Origin of the sequence: Massilia sp. R2A-15 (assembly GCF_030704305.1) — a bacterium.
Classification (GTDB): domain Bacteria; phylum Pseudomonadota; class Gammaproteobacteria; order Burkholderiales; family Burkholderiaceae_D; genus JAFCUW01.
Window position 1 is genome coordinate 2,864,543 of sequence record NZ_CP131935.1, and the last position, 24,309, is coordinate 2,888,851.

General features: G+C 65.0%; 22 protein-coding genes and 1 tRNA gene. 11 read left to right on the forward strand and 12 right to left on the reverse strand.

The window, feature by feature from the left end; genetic code table 11:
- Positions 1-460 precede the first annotated feature (460 nt).
- From Q4S45_RS13215 to Q4S45_RS13225, 3 genes are all read right to left on the reverse strand, one after another.
- Positions 461-1,459 carry a ParB/RepB/Spo0J family partition protein gene (locus Q4S45_RS13215; RefSeq protein WP_305504868.1) on the reverse strand — a complete coding sequence of 333 codons (999 nt, stop codon included), beginning with the start codon at positions 1,457-1,459 and terminating at the stop codon, positions 461-463.
- A 423-nt stretch (positions 1,460-1,882) separates the two neighbouring features.
- Positions 1,883-1,959, reverse strand: a tRNA-Pro gene (locus Q4S45_RS13220).
- A 185-nt stretch (positions 1,960-2,144) separates the two neighbouring features.
- Entirely contained in the window at positions 2,145-4,031 is a 1,887-nt protein-coding gene (locus tag Q4S45_RS13225; protein ID WP_305504870.1) for an MFS transporter, read from the reverse strand.
- Between the two features lie 201 nt (positions 4,032-4,232).
- Here Q4S45_RS13225 and Q4S45_RS13230 point away from each other — a divergent pair, with 201 nt between their 5' ends.
- Together Q4S45_RS13230 and Q4S45_RS13235 are read left to right on the forward strand one after the other, a co-directional pair.
- Positions 4,233-4,649 (forward strand): hypothetical protein, encoded by a 417-nt coding sequence (locus Q4S45_RS13230; protein ID WP_305504871.1) that lies wholly within the window; start codon positions 4,233-4,235, stop codon positions 4,647-4,649.
- A gap of 2 nt (positions 4,650-4,651) precedes the next feature.
- Entirely contained in the window at positions 4,652-5,437 is a 786-nt protein-coding gene (locus tag Q4S45_RS13235) for a DUF2145 domain-containing protein (protein ID WP_305504872.1), read from the forward strand.
- Positions 5,438-5,553: 116 nt separating this feature from the next.
- On the opposite strand, the gene Q4S45_RS13240 is transcribed toward Q4S45_RS13235, so the two are convergent.
- The 7 genes from Q4S45_RS13240 to Q4S45_RS13270 form a co-directional block, all read right to left on the reverse strand.
- On the reverse strand, positions 5,554-6,009 hold the full coding sequence (locus Q4S45_RS13240; RefSeq protein WP_305504874.1) for a cupin domain-containing protein: 456 nt from the start codon (positions 6,007-6,009) through the stop codon (positions 5,554-5,556).
- Positions 6,010-6,065: 56 nt separating this feature from the next.
- Positions 6,066-7,112: an AbrB family transcriptional regulator gene (locus tag Q4S45_RS13245; RefSeq protein ID WP_305504876.1), complete on the reverse strand. Its 1,047-nt coding sequence runs from the start codon at positions 7,110-7,112 to the stop codon at positions 6,066-6,068.
- Positions 7,109-8,173, reverse strand: a complete 1,065-nt coding sequence (locus Q4S45_RS13250) for an ABC transporter ATP-binding protein (RefSeq protein ID WP_305504878.1) — start codon at positions 8,171-8,173, stop codon at positions 7,109-7,111. Before Q4S45_RS13250 ends, Q4S45_RS13245 begins: the two co-directional genes overlap by 4 nt.
- A 27-nt stretch (positions 8,174-8,200) precedes the next feature.
- Complete coding sequence (locus Q4S45_RS13255) at positions 8,201-9,970, reverse strand: iron ABC transporter permease (protein ID WP_305504880.1); 1,770 nt, start codon at positions 9,968-9,970, stop codon at positions 8,201-8,203.
- 73 nt (positions 9,971-10,043) lie between these two features.
- Entirely contained in the window at positions 10,044-11,144 is a 1,101-nt protein-coding gene (locus Q4S45_RS13260; protein WP_305504882.1) for an ABC transporter substrate-binding protein, read from the reverse strand.
- A gap of 25 nt (positions 11,145-11,169) precedes the next feature.
- Positions 11,170-12,123: a tripartite tricarboxylate transporter substrate binding protein gene (locus Q4S45_RS13265; RefSeq protein ID WP_305504885.1), complete on the reverse strand. Its 954-nt coding sequence runs from the start codon at positions 12,121-12,123 to the stop codon at positions 11,170-11,172.
- Positions 12,124-12,132: 9 nt separating this feature from the next.
- Positions 12,133-13,197 (reverse strand): porin, encoded by a 1,065-nt coding sequence (locus tag Q4S45_RS13270; protein WP_305504887.1) that lies wholly within the window; start codon positions 13,195-13,197, stop codon positions 12,133-12,135.
- Between the two features lie 134 nt (positions 13,198-13,331).
- Between Q4S45_RS13270 and Q4S45_RS13275 the strand changes: the two genes are divergently transcribed.
- The 3 genes from Q4S45_RS13275 to Q4S45_RS13285 all read left to right on the forward strand — a co-directional run bounded on the left by Q4S45_RS13275 (position 13,332) and on the right by Q4S45_RS13285 (position 15,762).
- Positions 13,332-14,024: a response regulator gene (locus Q4S45_RS13275; RefSeq protein ID WP_305504890.1), complete on the forward strand. Its 693-nt coding sequence runs from the start codon at positions 13,332-13,334 to the stop codon at positions 14,022-14,024.
- Between the two features lies 1 nt (position 14,025).
- Positions 14,026-15,498 (forward strand): sensor histidine kinase, encoded by a 1,473-nt coding sequence (locus tag Q4S45_RS13280; RefSeq protein ID WP_305504892.1) that lies wholly within the window; start codon positions 14,026-14,028, stop codon positions 15,496-15,498.
- A gap of 63 nt (positions 15,499-15,561) precedes the next feature.
- Entirely contained in the window at positions 15,562-15,762 is a 201-nt protein-coding gene (locus tag Q4S45_RS13285; protein ID WP_305504894.1) for a hypothetical protein, read from the forward strand.
- A 214-nt stretch (positions 15,763-15,976) separates the two neighbouring features.
- Here the strand turns inward: Q4S45_RS13285 and Q4S45_RS13290 are convergent, their stop codons facing one another.
- Together Q4S45_RS13290 and Q4S45_RS13295 are read right to left on the reverse strand one after the other, a co-directional pair.
- On the reverse strand, positions 15,977-17,299 hold the full coding sequence (locus Q4S45_RS13290; protein ID WP_305504896.1) for a homoserine dehydrogenase: 1,323 nt from the start codon (positions 17,297-17,299) through the stop codon (positions 15,977-15,979).
- A gap of 20 nt (positions 17,300-17,319) precedes the next feature.
- On the reverse strand, positions 17,320-18,549 hold the full coding sequence (locus tag Q4S45_RS13295) for a pyridoxal phosphate-dependent aminotransferase (RefSeq protein ID WP_305504898.1): 1,230 nt from the start codon (positions 18,547-18,549) through the stop codon (positions 17,320-17,322).
- A 207-nt stretch (positions 18,550-18,756) separates the two neighbouring features.
- Here Q4S45_RS13295 and Q4S45_RS13300 point away from each other — a divergent pair, with 207 nt between their 5' ends.
- The 6 genes from Q4S45_RS13300 (at position 18,757) to Q4S45_RS13325 (ending at position 24,295) form a co-directional block, all read left to right on the forward strand.
- Positions 18,757-19,143, forward strand: coding sequence for an Mth938-like domain-containing protein (locus tag Q4S45_RS13300; RefSeq protein ID WP_305504900.1), 387 nt, complete (start codon positions 18,757-18,759; stop codon positions 19,141-19,143).
- Positions 19,140-20,807, forward strand: a complete 1,668-nt coding sequence (locus Q4S45_RS13305) for a glycosyltransferase family 39 protein (protein WP_305504902.1) — start codon at positions 19,140-19,142, stop codon at positions 20,805-20,807. Before Q4S45_RS13300 ends, Q4S45_RS13305 begins: the two co-directional genes overlap by 4 nt.
- Positions 20,804-21,175 carry a 4-amino-4-deoxy-L-arabinose transferase gene (locus Q4S45_RS13310; protein ID WP_305504903.1) on the forward strand — a complete coding sequence of 124 codons (372 nt, stop codon included), beginning with the start codon at positions 20,804-20,806 and terminating at the stop codon, positions 21,173-21,175. Before Q4S45_RS13305 ends, Q4S45_RS13310 begins: the two co-directional genes overlap by 4 nt.
- A gap of 65 nt (positions 21,176-21,240) precedes the next feature.
- A complete protein-coding gene (locus Q4S45_RS13315) occupies positions 21,241-22,383 on the forward strand; it encodes a DegT/DnrJ/EryC1/StrS aminotransferase family protein (RefSeq protein WP_305504905.1) in 1,143 nt (380 codons plus the stop codon).
- A gap of 11 nt (positions 22,384-22,394) precedes the next feature.
- Positions 22,395-23,384, forward strand: coding sequence for a glycosyltransferase (locus Q4S45_RS13320; RefSeq protein ID WP_305512104.1), 990 nt, complete (start codon positions 22,395-22,397; stop codon positions 23,382-23,384).
- Positions 23,381-24,295, forward strand: coding sequence for a formyltransferase (locus Q4S45_RS13325; RefSeq protein WP_305504907.1), 915 nt, complete (start codon positions 23,381-23,383; stop codon positions 24,293-24,295). Before Q4S45_RS13320 ends, Q4S45_RS13325 begins: the two co-directional genes overlap by 4 nt.
- The last annotated feature ends 14 nt before the right edge of the window (positions 24,296-24,309 follow it).

Sequence of the window (24,309 nt, forward strand, 5' to 3'; positions counted from 1 at the left end):
GCGCGTCAAACGTTGATTCATTGAGTCTCGCGATTTAAAGGGATAGCGCGCTCTTGGCTCGATGGCGCTTAGATCCAGCCCTCTTGGACCAGGTACTACTTTGATCGAACCACCCATCTCGGCAAATCGTGCGCGGAGCACACTAACCGGCGACAGCCTATCCTGCATTCCATGGCGACTCACCCCTTTGTTGATATTATCAAGTCACTAGTAGGGAAGCAGCCACTCCGAGGGAGGTACAGGGTGTGCTCGCGTGGCGTGATCGGGGAGCATCGAGGATTTGCGCGTGACCGTTCGCTCCGTGGCACCGGTGATGCCGAGGCGGCCAGTCGATGAGGATCAATGAGCGCAGCTGCCTGACATGCGGAGACTGCGAACCAGGGAGATCAGGCAAATCAGGAATCCCTTATGCTTGATACCTTCAGAGGATTAGTCACGATTAGGACAGTGAACCGGTCCCTCAGGGAGCCTCTATCAGTCTGGTGACGATCAACGAACTAAGGTCGACTTCAGAGACGATCAATTCATCGATGAATCGCACGATTGCGTTACCCGGACTCGACGACCTATTCACCAGGTCGATCTCAACATCCTTACCGTCAAGTGTCCCGAACAACTGAGGTCTACGGAAACGGCCAGCTGGCGGTTTCGGTCGCGATCGAGAGGAATCAGCATCAGGACCAGAACTGGCACGATTTCCTGCCTTCGCGTTTTCCAAAGCACTCTTCCTAGTTTGGGAATCAGTAACCTCGGAAGTCTTGCCGGACGAAGTGCCAGCCATGGGTGGCTGCCTATTTTCGGGGTCCGCGGCCGTCGATTCGAGAGCAAGGATCATTCGGCCGTCGATATCGCCTGTTCCCGCGCATGCCTCTTCGACGCGGCGCGAATCAGCTTTCCACAGTCGCCCCAGACGATAGAGATACTGGATTGTGCGGCATCGACGCGAGTGATAGAGCTCCAACAGTATCGGCGGGACGTCCCCCACAAGGCAAAGCAGGTGGGTCAATGCGCTCGGATGGATGCCAAGCCGTGCGGCGATCTTCGCTTTCGAATCACCATGTTGGAGCTTCTTCGCGATGAAGGTGGCCAGTTCGAGCGGCTGCAATGCAGTGCGTCGTTCATTCTCGGCTACCTGCGCGTAATCATCGAATTGGCGTGGATCCTCAGTGACCACGTAGGGCACATCCGGAAGTCCAAGCTGCATCGCAGCCCTGTAGCGACGGGCACCAAAGCGAATGCGAAGCTTGCCGCCGGCGAGACGCCGCACCACAATCGGTTGAAGGATACCGTGAACGCGTACGTCTTCCACAAGTGCTGCGAAGTCCTCTGGCGCATCTTCAAAGCGCGGGTTCTCAGGATCCTCCTCAAGCAACGACAAAACAGCGCGTGCAGCAGATCCTCCCTCGCGAGGCTTGGGATTGAGTTCCCATCCATCGAGTGCCGACAAATCGAGTGCCATCTTTACACTCCTTTAGCGCGAAGCGAGACGAGTACGAATAAGTAAGACAGCTGCTCGGTGCGACTTACCGAGCCGGCGCTCTGGAGGAGCGCCGTGGGATGCAGGGGTACGCCCTAACGGGCTACCTCGCCTTCGCTCGGCTCGAATCGCCCCTGCCGGCTCGCCTGGTCGAAATACCGCGGACAGGAAAGGTCACCGAGCCTGGAAATCCTGCCAGCTGAGTGAACGAATTAGACTTGTTATCGATGGGTTGCGGAGTGAGGGAGATCAGGCAGACGTGGTTCGCCTACCCGCGACAGCTGTGCTTCTTGAGGCAGCTCAAGCAGAAATAGTCGCCGAATCTGTGGGGGTCGTTGTGGGGGTCAAGCCTGCTGACTAATGAAAAAGGCCAGCCGTGAGGCTGGCCTAAGTCATTGATTTTATTGGTCGGGGCGAGAAGATTCGAACTTCCGACCCCTTGCACCCCATGCAAGTACGCTACCAGGCTGCGCTACGCCCCGACGAGGTCGGAATTATAACATCGGGTTTGCCAGTTTTGCCAGCTTCGGGGGCATCATCGATTCATGATTGTCGGTGGTCGGTGCGGCCAAGATGGGGGCAGTTCCGCGGGACCAGCCCCCTTCCCTACGCTGGGCGGCGGCGACAGGACGGGGTCAGGTTGCGCAGGATTTGACACCAAGCCCGGCTACTTCCACTCGCCGCGCAGCTCTTTTACTTGCTGGTGCAGGTACTCGGGCGTCACTTCCTGCGGCGCAACCGGAGCGCCTACTGCCAGCGCCAGCCGCGATCGCGGGCCGCGCGTGAAGACGCGCTCGAACACGTTGTTCCGGTCGCGCGTAAACACACTGCCCCACAACCCGCGCAGCGCCATCGGGATCACCGGCACTTCGCTGCGCCCGACGATCTTGGCGACGCCGCCGCGGAACTCGTTCATCTCGCCCGTGCCAGTCAGCTTCCCCTCTGGGAAAATGCACACCAGGTCGCCCTCGTGCAGCGCCTTGGCGATGTCCACGTATGCCTTCTCCATCAGCCACGGGTCCTCCTTCGCCGACGCGATCGGGATCGCCTTTGCGGAGCGGAAGATCCAGCCCAGCACCGGCGTCGCGAAAATCCGATGGTCCATCACGAAGCGGATCGGACGCGGGCTGGCCGCGCCTATCACCAGTGCATCGACGTAGCTGACGTGGTTGCAGACCAGGACCGCCGGCCCGCTATCGGGAATACGGTCGGCGCCCTCCACCTTCACGCGGTGGATCGTGTGGATCAGCATCCAGGCGAGGAAGCGGATCAGGAATTCCGGCACCAGCGAGAAGATGTATACCGCCACCAGCGCGTTCAGCACCGCCGTTGCGAGGAACATCTCGGGGATCGTCGCGCCGAAGTGCAGCAGCGCCATCGCCACCAGCGCCGACGCCACCATGAACAGCGCATTCATGATATTCATGCCGGCGATCGTGCGAGACACATGGCGCGGATCGCAGCGGGTCTGGATCAGGGCGAACAGCGGTACGATGAACAGGCCGCCGAATACGCCGATCAGCACCACGTCGGCGAGGATGCGCATCACGCCGGCCTGGTGCAGCAGGCCCGCCACGTCCACCGCCGCGGTATTCGCGTAGTGCAGGCTGGCGAAGTACAGGTCGATGCCAAATACCGACAGGCCGATCGAGCCGAACGGCACCAGCCCGATCTCGACCTTGTGGCCGGACAGCCGCTCGCACAGCAGCGAGCCGGTGCCGATCCCCAGCGAGAACACCGTCAGCAGCAATACGAACACGCCGTGGTCGCCGTGCAGGTAATCCTTCGCATAGACCGGGAACTGCGACAGCATCAGCGCGCCGTAGAACCAGAACCACGAGTTACCCAGCATCGACAGGAACACCGTGCGGTTCTGGCGCGAGAACGCCAGGTTGCGCATCGACTCGGCCAACGGATTGGCGCTGATGATCAGGTTCGGCTCGGGCGCCGGCGACAGCGGGATGCGATAGCTGGCGATCAGTCCCAGGACCGCGAAGAACAGCGTGCCGGCCGCCACCATCTCGATGCCGAACGGTTTGTGCGACACCAGCAGCGCGCCGAAGATTTCGCCGAGCAGGATGCCGACAAAAGTGCCCATCTCGATCACGCCGTTGCCGCCCACCAGTTCCTCGGCCTTGAGGTTCTGCGGCAGGTAGGCGTATTTCACGGGCCCGAACAGGGTCGAATGCACGCCCATGCCGACCACCGCCGCCACCAGCACCCACAGCGTATGCGTCATCCAGCCGATGCCGGCGACGAGCATGATCGCCAGTTCGAGCCACTTGACGAAGCGCGCCAGGCGCGACTTCTCGACCTTGTCGGCGATCTGCCCGGCGGTGGCGGAAAACACCACGTACGGCAGGATGAACAGCGCGGGGATGACGATGTTGAGCGTCGCAGCGCTGATCGACGTCCAGGCCAGCGCGTCGAAGGTCAGCATCACCAGCAGCGCCGTCTTGAACAGGTTGTCGTTGAACGCGCCGAAAAACTGGGTCCAGAAAAACGGCGCAAATCGGCGCTGCGCTAACAGGGTAAATTGGCTCGGCTTGTTCATGCTGGATAGTCCCGGAAGGTCAGACCAGTAATTTATCGCACATTGCCCCTCCGAACAAACAATGTTTCCCCCGAACACTGCGGTTCGTCAAACGATACGCGCGGCATCACGCCGCGATACTTCTCCGGCATAACTTGAGCGGGGCGACAAAATCGCCAATGATGATTTTGCCAACCCGGCCATCCTCAAGAAAGCGTGACCATGAAACCGATCGTCCTGATGCTGCTGTGCTGCTCCCTTGCCGCCGGCGCCGCCGAACAACAAGGCAGTACCGAGCTGTCGAACGCATCGGAACTGGTGAGCGAAGGCTCGGCCACGGTGGTCTACGGCTCGATGTCGGCGCTGGCCGCCTCCGGCACGGTGGTGGTCGACAGCGTGGTCGCGACAGGCGACGCCAGCGTCATCGTGCTGATCGGCGCCTCCGACGCGGCACGCGCGACGATTCAGTTAAGCGGGCGCGCGGCGCGCGAAGCATCGCTGGCGGCCGGCGCCTCGGTCAACCTGGTGGCGACATCGACCGGCTATCTGCTGGTCTCGGCGGGCAAGGTGCTCGCCTTCGTCCCGAACGAAATCGGCAAGGCGCTGCTGCACCACTCGCGCGTCAGCGCCAGGGGCTGACCGTGCGGCGCCTGCTCACCGTAGCGATCCTTGCCGCCGCACTGGCCACCAAGCTGGCGTTTGCCGGCACCGCGTGCGAGACGAAGAAGACCGATGTGGCCACGTTCGTGAAGGCGATGACGCTGGCCGAGCGCACCATGAAGGCGCTGGACAAGTCCGGCGCGCAGGTGGCGCTGATCGCGCGCGTCGGCCAGGACCTGTCGAAGTATGGCCTGCGCTACTCGCACATGGGCTACGTGTGGCGCGACCATCCGCAAGGGCGCTGGCTGGTGGTGCATGAACTGAACCGCTGCGGCACGGCGCAATCGGCGCTGTTCGACGAAGGCCTCGGCAATTTCTTCCTTGACGATATGCACGCCTACGAAACGCGCATCGTCGTGCCGAGCCCGCAGGTACAGCAGCGGATCGCCGCGATGCTGTCGTCGACCACGCCGCTGCGCTTGCACGATGAGCGCTACAACATGCTGGCGTTTCCGTATTCGACCAACTACCAGAACTCGAACCAGTGGCTGCTCGAGACCTGGGCGGCGAGCGTGTCGGACATGCCGATCGACGGGCGCGCGCAGGCGCAGGCGTGGCTGAAGCTGGCCGGCTTCGCGCCGATCACGATCGACATTCCGGCCATGACGCGGCTGGGGGCGCGCATGTTCCGCGCCAACGTCTCGTTCGACGACCAGCCGTTCGAGCGGCGCATGGCCGGCCGCATCGACACCGTCACGGTCGATTCCGTGGTGCGCTTCGTGCACCAGCGCGATCCCGGATCGTGGGAGATCCTGGTCGCAATTTGAAGAACGCGCGAACTCACGCAAATCGTACCTGCGCAGGCAGATACCCATGCTGAATCAGCCTCCCCTCATTCGCCAGCTCAGTATGGGTACCTGCCTCCGCAGGTACGACACCGAAATCACTTCTTGGTGCGCGGATCGTCCGCCGCATTCAGGTAGTTGATGTCGAACGGCCCCTCCCCGCTGATCTGCAGCACGGTCGGCGCCTTGGTGAACGCGTAGTGGTGCACCTTGCCCGGCACGTGGTGGAAGCCGCCGGCCTTGAGCGCATGCGCCGTTTTCTTGTCCACCGTGTCGCTCATGCCGATGTACAGCGCGCCGCTCAGCACCGTCAGGTTCTCATCCTTGGTGTGAAAATGCGGCGGCACCATATATCCGGCCGGCATCTTGGCGCGGATCGAATATGGGCCTTCCTTGGAGGGATCGCCGAACAGCACGGCCAGCTTGCCGCCCTTCGGCAGCGCCGGCGGCGCGTCTTCCCATTTCATGTCCGACTGATTGATGAACGACGTTTCCTGCGGATAGGCGGCCGCTGCCGTCAGCAGCATTGCCGACATGAGTAATATTCGCTTCATGGCAATCACCTCGCTGTCGTCGATATATTTTCATCATAGCGACGCGCGACCGATTTTCAATCCTCGTGGATCGCCAGCCGGTACAAGGGTCCGATCAGCAACACCACGCACACCATGCGCGAGACGTGGAAAGCAGTGACGATCGGCACGCCCAGGTGCAGCACGCGCGCCGTCAGCGACATCTCGGCAATGCCGCCCGGCGAGGTCGCCAGGATCGCCACGCCGGGATTGATGCCGGCCAGCGCCGCCAGCCCGGAGCCGAAGCCGGCGCCCAGCACCATCATCACCAGTGTGCAGAGCGCCACGCTGGCCATGTAGCGCGGCGCCGTGTGCACGAACGCCGGCGTGAAGCGCGTCCCGAGCGAGACGCCGATGAACAGCTGGCCGAGGCGGATCATCCACTCGGGCAGCCGGCTCAGATGGATGCCGCACGCCGTCAGCGCCAGCGCCACGAACAGCGGGCCGATCACCCACGCATTCGGCACGTCGATGCGCATCAGCGCGAAGGCGCCGAGCACCGTCAGCGCAACGAGGATCAGCAGGAAGCCGTAGTGGACCTGCGCCGCGCCGGGCACGTACATGTCGAGGCCCGGCCCGAGTCCATGCCCGCTCCACCAGCGGATCGCGTAGGGAATGGTCGCCACCACCATCATGATGCGCAGGCTGTGCGCGGCGGCCACGCGTTCGACCGCGGCGCCGTGGCGCTCGCCCTGCGCCGCCATCTCGGAGGCGCCGCCCACCGCCATCGCGAAGAACGCGGTCACCTTGTCGACGCCGGACAGGCGCTGCAGCAGCCTGCCGGACAGCGCCCCCAGCACCATCGCGAACAGCACCGCAAGCACGATCCAGCCGGCGTAGGAAGCCAGCACCGCCAGCACCGGCGCCGTGAAGTACAGCCCGAGCGCGGTGCCGATCGCCCACTGCCCGGCCCAGCGCACCTGCAGCGGCGCATGCAGCGGCGCGCCCAGCATGCAGGCCGCGGCGGTGGAGAACAGCGGCCCGATCATCCACGGAAGCGGCGTGTCGAGCCAGACGCATAGCTGTGCCGCGATGAACGCGAGCAGCAGTGCGCCGAGCAGCGGCAACCGCTCGTTCGGCTTCAAAATACCCAGAGCTTATCGGCCGGCATGTGCAGCCAGTAGTTGCCCGGCTCGAGGCGGTACTTCGAGTAGGCGCGCAGGCTCAATTCGCCGCGCGTGAACAGGCACTCCCAACGGTCGCCCAGGTACATGCAGGTCAGGAGCGGCAGTTCGAGCGCGTTGTCCACCGGGGTCGGGCTGACGCGCACTTCCTCCACGCGGATCAGCGGCTGCACGTCGGCGCCGGTGTTCGCGCCGCGCGCCGTGCCCTGCAACGCCACGCCGTCGACCACCAGCTGGACCTGCGCGCCATCGCGGCTGACCACCTTGCCCGGCAGGCGGTTGTTACTGCCCATGAATTCGGCGGTGAACAGCGTGTCCGGCGTCTCGTACATGCTTTGCGGGCTGCCCTGCTGTTCGATCTTGCCGTTATTGAGCAGCAGGATGCGGTCCGAAATCGCCATCGCTTCGGCCTGGTCGTGCGTGACCATCAGCGCCGACAGCCCCAGGCGGACGATCAGCTCGCGCAGGAAGGCGCGCGCTTCCTCGCGCAGCTTGGCGTCGAGGTTCGACAGCGGCTCGTCGAGCAGGATCACCGGCGGGTTGTACACCAGCGCGCGCGCAATCGCCACGCGCTGCTGCTGGCCGCCCGACAGCTGGTGCGGGAAGCGCGCGCCGAGGTGGCCGAGGCCAAGCTGCGACAGCACCTCGTTGACCTTCCCTTCGATCTCGCTCTTTCCCATCTTGCGCAGCTTCAGTCCGTAGGCGACGTTGTCGAACACAGTCTTGTGCGGCCACAGCGCGTACGACTGGAACACCAGGCCCAGGTTGCGCGCTTCGGCCGGCATCTCCAGGCCGGCGGCGCCGTCGAACACGCGGCGCTCGCCGATGTCGATGGTGCCCTGCTTCGGGCTTTCCAGTCCGGCCACCGCGCGCAGCAGGGTCGTCTTGCCGCTGCCCGAAGGCCCGAGCAGCGCCACCACTTCGCCGCGCTGCAGGTGCATCGATACGCCCTTGAGGATCGGGTTGGCCGTCGCGCCGCTGCCGTAGTCCAGGTGCAGTTCGTTGACGGACAGTTCATTCATGTTGAGGTCTCGTTTCATGATCGTATATTAGTTATGCAGCTTGACGCCGAAGCGCAACGCGATGCCGAGGCCAATCGCGACCAGTGTAATGTTGATGAAGGAGAGTGCCGCCACCAGGTCCGTCGAGCCGCCTGCCCACAACGATACCAGCATCGCGCCAATCACTTCGGTGCCCGGCGAGAGCAGGTAGACGCCGGTCGAATATTCGCGCTCGAAAATCAGGAACACCATCAGCCAGGCGCCCATCAGGCCGAATTTGATCAGCGGCAGCGTGACGTCGCGGGTGACCTGGCCGCGGGTGGCGCCGACCGCCCTCGCCGCTTCTTCCAGCTCCGGCCCGACCTGCAGCAGCGCGGTCGAAATCAGACGCATGCCGTAGGCCAGCCACACCACCGAATACGCCAGCCACAAGGCGAAGATAGTCGAGCGCACCGCGCGCAGCGCCGGGATCAGGTGCTCGTGGAGGTAGACCGCGATGCCGCTGTCGCTGGTCTGGAGCATCCCATCGAGCCAGCTCGGAACGAACAGGAACACCCACAGGAAGGCCAGGCCGGCCAGCAGGCCAGGCACGGCGCGCGGCACCAGCACGCTGTAATCGAGCAGGCGGGTGATGCCGTCGGGCTTCCGGTGCATCGCCAGTGCGATGGCGCTGTAGCAGCACACGGCCAGCGCGCCGCCGACCACGCCGATCAGGACCGTGTTGAAGATGCCGCGCATCAGCGATGGCTGCTCGAAGATGTCGCGGAAGTGCTGCAGGGTCAGCACGTCGGCCAGCTTCACGCCCTCGCCCCAGTACTGCACGAACGAGCGCAGCACGATGCCGGAGATGGGCAGCACGATGGTGAAGATCAGCCAGCCGGCCAGCAGCGCGAACGCGACCCACTTCCAGCGGCCCAGCGGCATGGCCTTCTGGCGCGCGCCCTTGCCCTTGATCGACACATACTTGTTGGCCGACTTGAGCAGCCAGCGTTGCATCATCACCAGCGGCATCGTCACCATCACCAGGCACACCGCGACGGCGGCCATCAGGTGGTACGACGGGGTGCCAAGTTTATTCGTCAGCTTGTACAGATAAGTCGCCAGCACCAGGTGGCCTTCCGGGTCGCCCAGCACCAGCACCAGGCCGAACACTTCGAAACCGAGGAAGAACACCAGCACGCCGGCATACGCCAGCGCCGGCATGATCATCGGCAGCGACACGTTGAGCATCACCTGCAGCGGCGAGGCGCCGGCCACGCGCGCCGCTTCCTCGACGTCCGAGCCGAGGCTTTTCAGCGCCGACGAGGCGTACAGATAGACGTGCGGCACGTGGGTCAGGCCGGCGATGATGACGATGCTGGTAAACGAATAGATATTCCATGGCACGAAGCCGAGCAGCTGCTTGGCCCAGGTCGAGTAGAAGCCGACCGGCCCCATCGAGACGACGTAACCGAAGCCCATCACCATCGGCGACACGAAGATCGGCACCAGCAGCAGCGGCGCGATCCAGCCGCGGCCCGGCAGGTCGGTGCGGATCATCAGGAAAGCCAGCATGCCGCCCAGCGGCACGGCGATCGCGGCCAGGCCGGCGGCGAGAATGAAGCCGTTCTTCGCGGCCATCCAGAAGTCGGAGTCGTCGAAGATGAACTGGTAGGCTTCCAACCCCAGCACCTTGGTCGGCATGAAGAACGGCGCCGACAGGAAGCTCTGGTAGAAGATCAGCAGGAGCGGCAGGAAGACGGCGATACAGGTGAGCGTCACCACCAGTCCGCGCGGCCAGTTAAGGCGCGGCGAACCGGATAAGGATAAGGTAGACATGAGGATTTCCCGATGAAGGATGGGGTACGGCGACCGACAAGGCAGGCCGCGCCGCGGCCCGCCGTTTTACCAATTATTTCTTGCCCGCGGTTTCCTTCCACTGCTTCAGGAAGGCCATGCGCTTGGCCGGCGCAAGGTAGGTCAGCACGGCAGGTCCGACCGGCACCGGCTTGATGTTCTTCTCGCCGATCAGTTTGATCAGGTCGGCCGAAGTGGTTTCGCCCTTGACGTCGGCGCGGATCGCATACAGCTTCGATTCGTTGGCGATGACGGTCTGGCCGCGGTGCGACAGCATGTAGTCGATCCACAGCTTGGCGGCGTTCGGGTTCTTGGCCGACTTGTTGATGAACTGGACGCGCGAGATGATCAGCGTGTAGTCCTTCGGCAGCACGATGCCGATCGATGGGTCGGCCTTGGCGCGCACCAGCGCGTAGGAACCGAGCACGTTGTAGCCGATCAGGTTCTCGCCCGACGAGATCCGCTCGAGCATGGTGCCGGTGGACGACTGCACGCGCACGCGCGCCGCGCCCAGCGCCTGTTCCAGCGCCGGGAACTGCGGATAGTCCTGCGCGTCCTGGGTCATGAACATGAAACCGACGCCGGACTTCTCGATGTCGTAAGTGGTGACCTTGTCCTTGAATTTTTCGGACGTGATCAGCTTGGCGAAGTCGGCGTGCGTCTGCGGCACTTCGGCGGCCGTCACCAGGCGCTTGTTGTAGACGATCGCAGCCGGCTCGAACGTGGTGCCGTAGGCCATGTCGTTCCACACCGCCCAGCCGGGGATCTTCGAGGCTTCAACCGACTTGTAGGCCATCGCGTGGCCTTCGGACGCCAGCTTGACCTGCAGGTCCATCGCCGACGACCACATCACGTCGGCGGTGTTGCCGCCGGCCGCCGCCTCGGAGATGAAGCGGTTATACACCTCGGTGGAATTCATGTCGTTGTATTCGACCGTGATGCCGGGGTACAGCGCGCTGAAGTCCTTGATCAGCGGCTGGGTGGCCTTGCTGTCAGTCGCGCCGTAGATGACCAGCTTGGCCTCTTTCTTGGCGCCGTCGATCACCTTCTGGTAGTCGGCCGGGTAGCCGGCCGGGACCTGGGCATACGCGCTCATCGCGGCGCCGGCCAGGGTTGCCGCGATTGCAGCGCTCAAAATGGTCTTGGTAAGTTTCATGTCTGGTCTCCTGGTTTATGTTTTTTTAGCGGACCAGCTTGAACTGCCTGGCCTGCCGGTTGTAATCGTCAATCGCTTTTGTCACATACTGCGTCAGTGCCTCGCCCGTCATGCTGAACGGGTAGAAGCCCTGCGATGCGCGGATCTGGGCGAACTCGGGACTGGCTTCCGCCTGTTCGAAGGCGCGCACCCAGCGCCGGTAATCGGCATCCGGCACCTTGGGCCCCATCCACACGCCGCGGATGATCGGCCACACCACGTCGATGCCCTGCTCGCGCGCGGTCGGGGCGCTGGCCAACACGCCGGGAAGGCGCTTCTCGGACAGCACCGCCAGCACCCGCACCTTGCCGGCGCCGGCATACAGCGTCGCTTCCGATGCGTCGCCCGACACCACCTGGACGAAGCTGGCGTCGAGCGCGGTGAACGATTCGCCGCCGCCTTCCAGCGCCACGAAGCGCAGCACTTTCGGGTCGATGCCGGCGCGCTGCGCCACCAGCGCCATCTTCAGCCAGTCCTGGCTGCCGATGGTGCCGGAGACGCCGATCAGCACCTTTTCCGGCTGCTTCCTGAGCGCGTCGAGCAGGTCGGCCAGCGACTTGAACTGCGAATCCGAGCGCACCGCGACCATGCCGTAGTCCGCGCCAAGCGCCGCAACCCAGCGCACATCGGACGCCCTGGCCTTGCCGAACTTGCCCTGCGCGAGATTGAGCAATGAGCCGCCCGAAAACGCCACCAGCGTGTTCGGCTCGCTGGCGCGCTGAGATACCAGCGTGTGCCAGGCCACCGCGCCGATCCCGCCCGGCATGTAGTTCAGCCGCATCTGGCCGTTTCCGTGCAGCGCCTTCTGCGCCAGCTTGCAGGTCAGGTCCATCGCGCCGCCCGGCTTGGACGGCACGATGCACTCGGCGTCGGCCGCGCGCGCGGCGCCGCTTGCCACCAGCAGCATGGCGGCGGCGAACAGCGGCAGGCGGGCTTTCATCGTGGCGCCTTAGAAGCGGTGCTGGATGCCGACGGTCACGCCGGTCTGCGAGTTGCCGAAGCCGGCGTCGTCGCGCGACAGGCCCACCAGCTTGCCGTTCTTGGCCTTGGCGTAGCCGACGGCGGTGTACAGGTCGGTGCGCTTGGACAGCGCGTACAGGATGCGCGCCACGTACATGGTCGGATCGGCGTCCTGGCCGGCGGCGACTTCCTTCACGTTGACGTGATAGACCGCGCCGGTCACGGTGATGGCCGGCTTGATGTAGTAGCTCAGGCCGCCCCAGTAGGTGTCGGCGCGCACGTCGGCGGTGGCGGCTTTGCCGGCCACCAGCTTGTAGCCGCGCATGCCGGCCGTCAGGCGCCAGTCGCCGGTCTTGTAGTCCGCGCCCAGGTGGTAGGCCTTGGTTTCGTCGCGGTTGCCGGTGGCGGGGACGACGTTGCCGTTGACCTGCTCGTAGGCTGCCATCAGGCCCAGGCCGGAGTGGGTCCACGAGCCGCCGACCGCGTATTTGCGGCTGTCGGCGCTGCTGCCCGGCTGCTCGCCCAGGCCGACCGTCGCGCCGTATTTGAAGTCGCCCGTGCTGCCCGAGTACTTGACCAGGTTGTCGAAGGCGGTGGTCATGCCGTATTTCGACGGGCCGGTGGCGTTCGAGGAGGTCGCCCACGAGTAGTTCGGCGCGTAGCCGAGCGGGTCGAAGTTGATGACGAAGTCGTAGGTGGTGGTGAACGAACGGCCGATCACGACGCGGCCGAAACCGCCTTCAAGGCCGACGTATGCCTGGCGCTTGAACATCGCGCCATCGGCGGCGCCGGTGTCCATCAGGATGCCGCCTTCGAGGTTGAATACGGCTTTCAGGCCGCTGCCCAGGTCCTCGGTGCCGCGGAAGCCCCAGCGCGAAGTGTTCTTGCCGCCCGAGATGACCTTGGTGACGGTGTTCTGGTTGGCGTTGGCGTGGTTCAGTTCTTCGATGCCGGCGTCGATCAGGCCGTACACCTGGACGTTGGACTGCGCGTGGGCGGCGCCAGCGGCGGCAAGGGCTGCGAATACTGCGAGCGAAAGAACAGACTTCTTCATTGGGTGTCTCCTGGACGTGAGTTATGGTTTTGAATGCTGGTGTTTCTGGACATACTATATGGCTGTCATCCTTTCAATTCGCTTTCAGCCCCGCCTGTAGCGCAAAGAACACAGTTCGGCTTACACTTGACCCTATGCGCATACTTTTAGTTGAAGACCACCTCGAACTGTCCCACTGGCTGGCCAAGGCCCTGCGCGACGCCAACCTCACCGTCGAGACGGCGACCAGCGGGGCCGACGCCGACGCCCTGCTGCACACCCAGGACTACTCGCTGGTGCTGCTCGACCTGACCCTGCCCAAGATGGACGGCCTCGAAGTGCTGCGGCGCCTGCGCGCGCGCGGCGGCCCGCGCGCCAAGACGCCGGTGATGATCCTTACCGCGCGCGGCGGGCTGGAAGAACGCGTCCAGGGCCTGAACCTGGGCGCCGACGACTACCTGGCCAAGCCGTTCGAACTGTCCGAACTGGAAGCGCGCGTGAAGGCGCTGCTGCGGCGCAGCCAGGGCAACGAAGCGCTGGTGCACCAGTGCGGCGCGCTGTCCTTCGACACCGTCACGCGCATGTTCACCTACGGCGGCGCCCCGCTGGCGCTGACCCCGCGCGAGCACGCGGTGCTCGAAGCGCTGATCACCCGCCCGGGGCGCGCGGTGCCGAAGGAGAAGCTGTTCGACGAAGTGTTCGCGCTGTCGGACGACGCCAACGTCGACGCCATCGAGCTATACATCCACCGCGTGCGCAAGAAGCTCGACAAGGTCGCCGACAACGGCGCGGCCATCACGACCTTGCGCGGCATCGGCTACATGCTGCAGCCGCGCGACCCGGCCTGACATGGCGCCGCTGGCCACCCTGCTGCAGCGGCGCCTCGCCGCCGCGCCGCTCGGCAGCCTGCGCAGCCAGCTGCTGCGCTGGCTGCTGGTGCCGCTAGTGCTGCTGGTGGCGATCAACTCGATCTCGGCCTACAACAACGGCATCGACGCGGCCGACCAGGCCTACGACCGCTCGCTGCTGGCGTCAACGCGCGCGCTGGCCGAGCGGGTCTCGATCAGGGACGGCAAGGTGGTGGCCGACGTGCCCTACGTCGCGCTCGACAGCTTCGAGACCGACACGCTGGGCCGCATCTATTACAAGGTCACCGGCATCAACGGCGAGACCGTCTCCGGCTTCGGCGACCTGCCGCCGGTGCCGGCCAATGTGCCGCGCTCGGAGGCCTATCCCGCGCTGGTGCGCTTCTACAAGGCCGACTACAACGGCGAGCCGGTGCGCATCGCCGCGCTGCTGCAGCCGGTGTTCGACGATTCGATGCGCGGCATCGCCCTGATCCAGGTCGGCGAGACGATGGAGGCGCGCAAAGGGCTGTCGCGCAAGATCCTGTTCGACACCCTGCTGCGCCAGGGCGCGATGCTGCTGGCGGTGGCCGCGCTGGTGTGGTTTGCCGTGAGGCTGGTGCTGGCGCCGCTGATGCGGCTGAAAAGCGAAGTCGAACGGCGCGACGTGCACGACCTGTCGGATGTCGATCCGGCGCTGGTGCACCGCGAAGTGCGCCCGCTGGTGGCGGCGATGAACACCACCATGAGCCGCATGCAAAAGCTGATCGCCGGCCAGCGCCGCTTCATCGCCGACGCTTCGCACCAGCTGCGCACGCCGCTCACTGTGCTCAAGACCCAGGCCGAGCTGGCGCTGCGCGAGAACGACGTGCAGGCGATGCGCTCTATCGTCGCGTCGATCGCGGCGACCACCGATTCGACCGTCCACCTGGCCAACCGGCTGCTGACGCTGGCGCGCATTGAGCATGGCAGCGAGGCGGCGGCGCTGGCGCCGGTGTCGCTGCCGGACATCGCGCGCCAGGTCGGGCTGGAACTGGCGCTGCCAGCGGTGCAGAAGAAGATCGACCTGTCGCTGGAGGCCGCCGGCGAGGTGGTGGTCGATGGCCAGGCGCTGATGCTGCACGAGATGGTCAGCAACCTGGTGGACAACGCGATCCGCTACACGCCGGCCGGCGGCCACGTGATCCTGCGCGTGCGGGCGACGCCGTCGGGAGCGCTGCTGCAGGTGGAGGACAGCGGCGAAGGCATCGCCGAGGGCGAGCGCGAGAAAGTGTTCCGGCCGTTCTACCGCTCGAGCGCGTCGCTGGCGGCCAACCAGGGCGGCACCGGGCTCGGGCTGGCGATCGTGCGCGACATTGCGACGCTGCACGGAGCCGGCATCACGCTGTCGGAGGGCGCCGACGGGCGCGGGCTGAAGGTCAGCATCGGTTTTCCGCCTGCGCGGCAACTAGATTCCGCTGCGCCATCATTGCGTTGAGTAGGCTCAAAGGAGCGGTAGGATGCGGGCTTCGTGGCGAGTCCGCGCGCGTAAAATCGCCGAATGAAAACGCCAAATGACAATTTGATCGCGCCGGACACCCTCGGTCCGGAAGACGAGGACCAGGAGCTGCGCGCCCTGATCAGCGTCGACCTGGACCACGATGACGACGCCCCGCCCTGTCAGCCCGTCGACGAGTTTTCCGATGAGTTTTTGCTGCAGGCGCCGCGCGGACGGCGGGCCGACGATCAGCCCGGTTTGTAGGGGGTGTGGCAGGGGTTTAGTGAAGCGAAGCTTCGCTCCTGCGAAACGGTCTAGCCGTGCAAGGCTCGACTCCTTCCTGGTCCTGCGGACCTGACCCCATTTTTTGTGGAGGTACTCAAAGATGGGGTCAGGTCCGCGGGACCAGACCCCGGTATTCATGCGGCGCGGACCAAAGGCGGGGGTCAGGTCCCCGGGACCAGACCCCGAGGCAGCATCAGCTCAGGCTCTCGAGGCGGATCCGCGTCACGCTGCCCACCACCGTCTCCAGCGCTTCGATCTTGGCGATCGCCGCGTCGATGTTCTTCTCGCGCGTCTGGTGCGTCAGCATGATGATGTCGAGCCGCGTCGCGCCCTCCGCCGGCTCCTTCTGCAGCACCGCGTCGATGGAAATCCTTGCGTCCGCAAGTATCCGCGTCAGGTCGGCCATCACGCCGAGCCGGTTCTTCACGTACACCCGCAGGTAGTAGCTGGTATTAATCTCCGACATCGGCCAGATCGCCACGTCGGTCATCTGGTTCGGCTGGAACGCCAGGTGCGGCACGCGGTACTCCGGGTCGGCGGTGGCCAGGCGGGTGATGTCGACCAGGTCGGCGATCACCGACGAGGCGGTCGGCTCGGCGCCGGCGCCCTTGCCGTAGTAGAGCGTGGCGCCCACCGCGTCGGCCTGCACCAGCACCGCGTTCATCGCGCCTTCGACGTTGGCGATCAGGCGCTTGGCCGGGATCAGCGTCGGGTGTACGCGCAGCTCGATGCCTTCCACGCCGTCGATCACCGTGCGCCGCGTGATGCCCAGCAGCTTGATGCGGTAGCCCAGCTGCTCGGCGTACTTGATGTCGATCGCCTGCAGCTTGCTGATGCCTTCCACGTGCGCCTTGTCGAACTGCACCGGGATGCCGAAGGCGATCGCCGACATGATGGTCAGCTTGTGCGCCGCGTCCACGCCTTCGATGTCGAAGGTCGGATCGGCCTCCGCGTAGCCCAGGCCCTGCGCCTGCGCCAGCGCGGTCGAAAAATCCAGGCCCTTGTCGCGCATCTCGGACAGGATGAAGTTGGTGGTGCCGTTGATGATGCCGGCCACCGACTCGATGCGGTTGGCGGTCAGGCCTTCGCGCAGCGCCTTGATGATGGGGATGCCGCCGGCCACCGCGGCCTCGAACGCGACCATCACGCCCTTCTCCTGGGCGGCGGCGAAAATCTCGTTGCCGTGCAGCGCCAGCAGCGCCTTGTTGGCGGTGACCACGTGCTTGCCGTTGGCGATGGCGCGCATCACCAGTTCGTACGGCAGCTCGTAGCCGCCAATCAGTTCGACCACGATGTCGATGTCGGGATGGTCGACCACGGCGAACGGGTCGCCGACGACCTGGCACTGGCCTTCGACCAGGCTGCCCGCGCGCTCGGTATTGCGCGCCGCGACCATGGCGATCTCGATGCCGCGGCCGGCGCGGCGCCGGATCTCTTCCTGGTTGCGCTTGAGGACGTGGAATGTGCCCGCACCGACGGTGCCGATGCCTAGCAGGCCTACTTTGATGGGTTTCATATTCTTTGAAGGTGAGGGTTTCAGCCGCGCCCGTGCCTCCGGCGGTAGCCATCGAGGTAGCGGGCGATGCGGCCGCATGCATCGGTCAGGTCATCGGAGTTCGGCAGGAACACCAGCCGGAAGTGGTCCGGCGCGATCCAGTTGAATCCCGTGCCCTGCACGATCAGGACTTTTTCCTCGGACAGCAGGTCGCAGGCGAACTGCTGGTCGTCCGCGATCGGATACATCGCGGGGTCGAGGCGCGGGAACATGTACAGCGCCGCTTTTGGCTTGACGCAGGTAACGCCCGGTATATCGGTAAGCAGTTTGTGGGCGAGGTCGCGCTGCTTGAGCAAGCGCCCGCCCGGGCCGACCAGGTCGGCGATGCTCTGGTAGCCGCCCAGCGCGGTCTGGATGGCGAACTGGCCCGGCGCGTTGGCGCACAGGCGCATCGAGGCGAGCATGTTCAGGCCCTCGATGTAGTCCTTGGCGTGGCGCTTCTCGCCCGACACCACCATCCAGCCGGCGCGGTAGCCGCACGAGCGGTAGTTCTTCGACAGGCCGTTCAGGGTCACGAACAGCACGTCGTCGGCCAGCGCGGCGATCGACTCGTGCTCCTCGCCGTCGTACAGGGTCTTGTCGTAGATTTCGTCGGCGTAGATGATCAGCTGGTGCTGGCGCGCCAGTTCGACGATCTCGAGCAGCACTTCGCGCGGATACAGCGCGCCGGTCGGGTTGTTCGGGTTGATCACGACGATCGCCTTGGTGTTGGGCGTGATCTTGCGGCGCATGTCCTCGATGTCGGGGAACCAGCCGGCCTGCTCGTCGCAGACGTAATGCACCGGGTTGCCGCCCGAAAGGCTGACCGCGGCCGTCCACAGCGGGTAGTCGGGCGCCGGCACCAGCACTTCGTCGCCGTTGTTGAGCAGGCCGTTCATCGCCATCACGATCAGCTCGGAGGCGCCGTTGCCCAGGTAGATGTCGTCGATCTTCACGCCGGCGATCTTCTTGCCCTGGGTGTAGTGCATCACCGCCTTGCGCGGCGCGAACATGCCCTTCGAGTCGGTGTAGCCGGCCGCGCCGTGCAGGTTCATGATCATGTCCTGCACGATCTCGTCCGGCGGGTCGAAGCCGAACACCGCCAGGTTGCCGATATTGAGCTTGATGATCTTGTGGCCGTCTTCTTCCATCTGGCGCGCCTTTTCCATGGCCGGGCCGCGGATCTCGTAGCACACGTCGTCGAGCTTGTTCGATTTCAGAATCGGTCGCAAAGTCTTTTCCCTGTCCGGTGGCGCGCTATGTTGCAGTGCGAAAAATCCCATTCTGCCGAAAGCGCCCGAATTAATCAACCGCCAAGCTCGAATTGCTGCCCGATGGCATGTATTGCTCGCAGGATCGCGGAAATTCGCGCTTTATTGCCGTTTGTGGCATGCTAACGCCCGCAAGCGGCCTGCCTGCCGCGCCAACCACATCCGCACATGAAGCTCCATTCCAGCTCGACCCAACAATACCAGACCGTCACCGGCTACTTCGACGGCGGCGTCGAAATCAACGCCGCGCCCTACGACTACAGCCTGACCGTGATGCCGGAAGTGCCGCCGCGGCCGTGGCCGGTGGCCGCCTTCGAGGACCTGACCGAGGCCCATTTCGAGGCGATCGCGCTTGACGCGCCCGACGTCGTCATCCTCGGCACGGGCGAGCGCCAGCGCTTCATCCACCCGCGCCTGATCGCGGCGCTGTCGTCGCGCCGCATCGGCGTCGAGTGCATGGACAACCAGGCCGCCTGCCGCACCTACAACATCCTGATGGGCGAAGGCCGCAAGGTCACGCTGGCGCTGATCCTCGGAGCGCCAGGCGCCCGATGAAAGAACTCCACCTGTCCAACAAACTCGCCTGGAGCCTGTTCGCCGCCTTTGCCATCGTCTCGCTGTACCTGCTCGGCGTGCGCACCCTGGTGCCGCCCGACGAGGGCCGCTACGCCGAAATGGCGCGTGAGATGTTCGCCAGCGGCGACTGGATCACCACCCGCCTGAACGGCATCAAGTACTTCGAAAAGCCGCCGCTGCAGACCTGGATGAACGCGCTGTCGTTCGCCCTGTTCGGCCTGGGCGACTGGCAGGCGCGCCTGTGGACGGGTTTGTGCGGCATCGGCGGCGTGGCCCTGACCGGTTACGCCGGCGCCAAGGTATTCGGCCGCCGCATCGGTTTCTATGCCGCGCTGGTGCTGGGATCGTGCTTCTACTGGGCCGCCTGCAGCCAGATCGACTCTCTCGACATGGGCCTGTCGGGCATGATGACCATTTCGCTGTGCGCGCTGCTGATCGCCCAGCGCGACGGCGCGCCCGACCATGAGCGGCGCAACTGGATGCTGGCCTGCTGGGCCGGCATGGCGCTGGCGGTGCTGTCCAAGGGCCTGATCGGCCTGATGCTGCCTGGCGGCGTGCTGGTGGTCTATACCCTGATCACGCGCGACTGGAAGCTGTGGACCCGCCTGCACCTGGTCAAGGGCCTGCTGCTGTTCTTTGCCATCGCCGCACCGTGGTTCCTGCTGGTCTGGATGCGCAACCCGGAGCAGCCGCACTTCTTCTTCATCCACGAGCACTGGGACCGCTTCTTCCTGAAGGAGCACCACCGCGAGCAGGCCTGGTACATCTTCGTCGTGCTGACCGCGGTGGGCATGGTGCCGTGGCTCGGCGTGCTGTTCCAGAGCCTGGCCCTGGGCGCCAAGCGCGAAGCGGGCCGCTTCCGCCCGCGCCTGATGGCGCTGGTGTGGGCCGCCTTCATCATCCTGTTCTTCACCAAGTCGAACTCCAAGCTGCCCGGCTACATCCTGCCGGTGTTCCCCGCCCTCGCGCTGCTGACGGCGTCCTACCTGGAGCACGGCACGCGCCGCAGCCGCATGCTGGCGGCCGCCCTGCTGTCGCTGGTGGGCGCTGCGCTGCTGGCGACCGTGCCCTTCATGCCGAAGATGGCCGGCCACGCCGGCGAGCACGTGCTGTACCAGGCGTTCCAGCCGTGGGTGCTGGCCGCGGGCTTCATCGCGCTGGCCGGCGGCGGCCTGGCCTTCATCTACGCGCGCCAGATGCAGCGCGACCTGTTCGTCCTCGTGCTGGCCATCGCGGGCTTCGCCACCACCGAGATCATGCTGGCCGGCTTCGAGCCGCTCGGCCAGGTGCGCGCGGGCACCAACCTGCTGCCGGCGATTAAGGCCGAACTGAAGCCCGACACGAAAATCTACTCGGTCGGCCTGTACGAACAGTCGCTCACCTTCTACCTGCGCCGCACCGTCACGCTGGTGGACTACCTCGACGAATTTACCTTCGGCCTGCAGCAGCAGCCGGAACTGGCAATACCGACCGTCGCCGCGTTCGCCGATCAGTGGACCCGCGACGCCGCCGCCGGCGTGCGCGACGTGGCGATCATCCGCGCCGACATCGTCAAAGACCTCCAACAGAAAGGCGTGCCGCTGCGCGTGGTGGCGCAAGATTCGCGCCGCACCGTCATCGCCAACGATATAAAGAAACCATGAACCTCTCCGCTTTCGCCTTCATCATCACCGGCGTGCTGCTCAACGCCGCCGCCCAGCTCCTGCTCAAGGCCGGCACCAACGCGCTGGGCGTCATCCACGTCAACGCGCAGAACTGGTTCTCCACCGGCGTCAAGGTGTTTTCCCAGCTGCCGATCCTGGCCGGCCTTGCCTGCTACGTGATTTCGCTGCTGGTGTGGATCATGGGCCTGTCGCGCACCGACGTCACCATCGCCTACCCGATGCTCTCGCTCGGCTACGTGGTCAGCGCGGTGGGCGCCTGGATGTTCCTGGGCGAGGCCGTGTCGCTGCAGCGCCTGGGCGCGATGGCCGTGATCATGGTCGGCGTGGCGCTCCTTGCGCGTACCTAAGGCTGATAGAATGCGCTTTTGGCACGCCTGGCGTGTCAACAATAACAATTTAACAAGAGAAATCGATGACTGCCACTTTGCCGTTCCTGCCCTTTTCCAAACCGACCATCGACGAAGACACGATCGCCATGGTCGGCGACGTGCTGCGCTCCGGATGGCTGACCAACGGCGGCCCGAAAGTGGCGGAGTTCGAGAAGCAGCTGTCGGCCTACTTCGGCGGCCGCCCGGTACGCACTTTTAACTCCGGCACCTGCACCATGGAGATCGCGCTGCGCATCGCCGGCATCGGGCCGGGCGACGAAGTGATCACCACGCCGATCTCCTGGGTCGCCACCGCCAACGTCATCCTGGAAGTGGGCGCCACGCCGGTGTTCGCCGACATCGACCCGGTCACCCGCAACATCGACCTGGACAAAGTGGAAGCGGCGATCACCCCGCGCACCCGCGCCATCATCCCGGTGTACCTGGCCGGCCTGCCGGTGGACATGGACCGCCTGTACGCGATCGCCAAGAAGCACAATCTGCGCGTGGTCGAGGACGCGGCCCAGGCCTTCGGCTCGACCTGGAAAGGCCAGCGCATCGGCGCCTTCGGCGACTTCGTCTCGTTCAGCTTCCAGGTGAATAAAAACCTGACCACCGGCGAAGGCGGCTGCCTGGTGATGAACACGCCGGAGGAAGCCGTGCTGGCCGAGAAGTATCGCCTGCAGGGCGTCACCCGCAGCGGCGTGGACGGCATCGACGTCGATGTCCTGGGCGGCAAATACAACATGACCGACATCGCCGCGGCGATCGGCCTGGGCCAGATGAAGACCATCGACGCCGTCACCGCGCACCGCGCGGAACTGGCGCGCCACTACTTCGACACCTTCGGCGCCGATTTCGAAGCGCGCACCGGCGCCCAGCTGCCGGTGCAGGCCTTCGACACCTCGAACTGGCACCTGTTCCAGATCATCCTGCCGGACCGCGGCCCGAACACGCGCGCCGATTTCATGACGGCCCTGAAAAACGAGCACAACATCGCCACCGGCTTCCACTACGCGGCGATCCACCTGTTTACGATGTACCGCGAGCGCGGCTTCCACGAAGGGATGTTCCCCGAGTCCGAGCGCATCGGCCGCCTGACGGTGACCTTGCCGATGTTCGCGGCGATGACCAAGGCGGACGTCGAGCGCGTGGTCGGCGCGGTCAACGCGGTGCTGGCGAAATGAATCTCGACGCACTGAAACCGGAACTGTCGGTCGTCATCCCGATCTACAACGAGGAGGCGGGCCTGGCCGCGCTGTTCGCGCGCCTGTACCCGGCGCTCGACAAGATCGGCATCCCCTACGAGATCGTGTTCGTCAACGACGGCAGCCGCGACAACTCGGTGGCGATCCTGGCCGAGCAGTTCCGCGCGCGCCCGGACGTGACGCGCGTGGTCCTGTTCAACGGTAACTACGGCCAGCACATGGCGATCCTGGCCGGCTTCGAAGCGACCCGCGGCGAAATCACCGTCACGCTCGACGCCGACCTGCAGAATCCGCCCGAGGAAATCCACAAGCTGGTCGAGAAGATGCGCGAAGGGTACGACTACGTCGGCTCGATCCGCCGCAAGCGCCAGGATTCGGCCTGGCGCACGATCGCCTCGAAAGCGATGAACCGGCTGCGCGAGCGCATCACCAACATCAAGATCACCGACCAGGGCAACATGCTGCGCGCCTACGGGCGCAACGTGATCGACCTGGTCAACCAGTGCGGCGAGGTCAATACCTTCGTGCCGGCGCTGGCCTACAAGTTCGCGCGCAAGCCGACCGAGATCATCGTCGAACACGAAGAGCGCGCGGCCGGCGAATCGAAGTATTCGCTGTACTCGCTGATCCGCCTGAACTTCGACTTGGTGACCGGCTTCTCGCTGGTGCCGCTGCAGATGTTCTCGATGCTGGGCATGATGATGTCGCTGGCGTCGGCGCTGCTGGTGGTGATGCTGCTGATCCGCCGCTTCGCGCTCGGCGCCGAGGCCGAAGGTGTGTTCACGCTGTTCGCCATCGCCTTCTTCTTCATGGGCGTGATCCTGTTCGGCATTGGCCTCCTGGGCGAATACGTCGGCCGCATCTTCCAGCAGGTGCGCGCGCGTCCGCGCTACGTGGTGCAGACCATCCTGCAGCACACGCCGGGCAAGGACGAACAACTCGATCTCGCCGTCGAAAAGCGCCAGGTGAGCCGCTCGTGAGTAATGATACAAAAAACAAGCGCGCGGTCGTTTTTGCGTATCACAATGTGGGTGTGCGCTGCCTGAAGGTGCTGCTGGCCGGCGGCGTGGACGTCGCGCTGGTCGTCACGCACGAGGACAGCGCCACAGAGAACATCTGGTTCGAGTCGGTCATCTCGCTGTGCCAGGCCGAAGGCATCCCTTACATCACGCCTGGCGACGCGAATTCGCCCGAGCTGCTGGCGCAGGTCGCGGCCTGCAAGCCGGACCTGATGTTCAGCTTCTACTACCGCAACATGCTGCCCGCTTCCCTGCTGGCGGTGGCGCCCGCGTTCAACATGCACGGCTCGCTGCTGCCGCAGTACCGCGGCCGCGCGCCGGTCAACTGGGCGGTGCTGCACGGCGCCACTGAGACCGGCGCCACCCTGCACGAAATGACGGTCAAGCCGGACGCCGGCGCCATCGTGGCGCAGAGCGCCGTGCCTATCCTCCCCGACGACACCGCGTTCGAGGTGTTCGGCAAGGTCACCGTCGCGGCCGAGCAATGCCTGTGGCGCGTGCTGCCGGCGCTGCTGATTGGTGCCGCGCCGCGCACGGTGAACGACCTGACGCAAGGCGGCTACTTCGGCGGGCGCAAGCCGGAAGACGGCCGGATCGACTGGTCGCAGCCGGCCAGCCAGGTGTACAACCTGCACCGCGCCGTGGCTCCGCCCTACCCCGGCGCCTTCACCGACGCCGGCGGCCAGCGTTATGTTATCGAACGCGCAAGACTGTCCCGCAGCGCGCCAGCCCATTTGCCACCCGGGCTGGCTGTGGTGGATAATCGCATCGTCGGTGTGTGCGGCGACGGCCGCCTGCTGGCAATTTCAAGCCTGCTTGCCGATGGCGTTCCCGTCACGCCGGCGCAGCTGCAACAGCGCCTGACGGCCTAACAACACAAGAGCCC

Coding starts and splice junctions, on each gene's coding strand:
- Q4S45_RS13250 (WP_305504878.1), bottom strand. CDS start 8,173: ATGAATGAACTGTCCGTCAACGAACTGCACCTGGACTACGGCAGCGGC.
- Q4S45_RS13255 (WP_305504880.1), bottom strand. CDS start 9,970: ATGTCTACCTTATCCTTATCCGGTTCGCCGCGCCTTAACTGGCCGCGC.
- Q4S45_RS13225 (WP_305504870.1), bottom strand. CDS start 4,031: ATGAACAAGCCGAGCCAATTTACCCTGTTAGCGCAGCGCCGATTTGCG.
- Q4S45_RS13315 (WP_305504905.1), top strand. CDS start 21,241: ATGACTGCCACTTTGCCGTTCCTGCCCTTTTCCAAACCGACCATCGAC.
- Q4S45_RS13260 (WP_305504882.1), bottom strand. CDS start 11,144: ATGAAACTTACCAAGACCATTTTGAGCGCTGCAATCGCGGCAACCCTG.
- Q4S45_RS13270 (WP_305504887.1), bottom strand. CDS start 13,197: ATGAAGAAGTCTGTTCTTTCGCTCGCAGTATTCGCAGCCCTTGCCGCC.
- Q4S45_RS13290 (WP_305504896.1), bottom strand. CDS start 17,299: ATGAAACCCATCAAAGTAGGCCTGCTAGGCATCGGCACCGTCGGTGCG.
- Q4S45_RS13285 (WP_305504894.1), top strand. CDS start 15,562: ATGAAAACGCCAAATGACAATTTGATCGCGCCGGACACCCTCGGTCCG.
- Q4S45_RS13280 (WP_305504892.1), top strand. CDS start 14,026: ATGGCGCCGCTGGCCACCCTGCTGCAGCGGCGCCTCGCCGCCGCGCCG.
- Q4S45_RS13230 (WP_305504871.1), top strand. CDS start 4,233: ATGAAACCGATCGTCCTGATGCTGCTGTGCTGCTCCCTTGCCGCCGGC.
- Q4S45_RS13310 (WP_305504903.1), top strand. CDS start 20,804: ATGAACCTCTCCGCTTTCGCCTTCATCATCACCGGCGTGCTGCTCAAC.
- Q4S45_RS13215 (WP_305504868.1), bottom strand. CDS start 1,459: ATGGCACTCGATTTGTCGGCACTCGATGGATGGGAACTCAATCCCAAG.
- Q4S45_RS13265 (WP_305504885.1), bottom strand. CDS start 12,123: ATGAAAGCCCGCCTGCCGCTGTTCGCCGCCGCCATGCTGCTGGTGGCA.
- Q4S45_RS13240 (WP_305504874.1), bottom strand. CDS start 6,009: ATGAAGCGAATATTACTCATGTCGGCAATGCTGCTGACGGCAGCGGCC.
- Q4S45_RS13300 (WP_305504900.1), top strand. CDS start 18,757: ATGAAGCTCCATTCCAGCTCGACCCAACAATACCAGACCGTCACCGGC.
- Q4S45_RS13275 (WP_305504890.1), top strand. CDS start 13,332: ATGCGCATACTTTTAGTTGAAGACCACCTCGAACTGTCCCACTGGCTG.
- Q4S45_RS13305 (WP_305504902.1), top strand. CDS start 19,140: ATGAAAGAACTCCACCTGTCCAACAAACTCGCCTGGAGCCTGTTCGCC.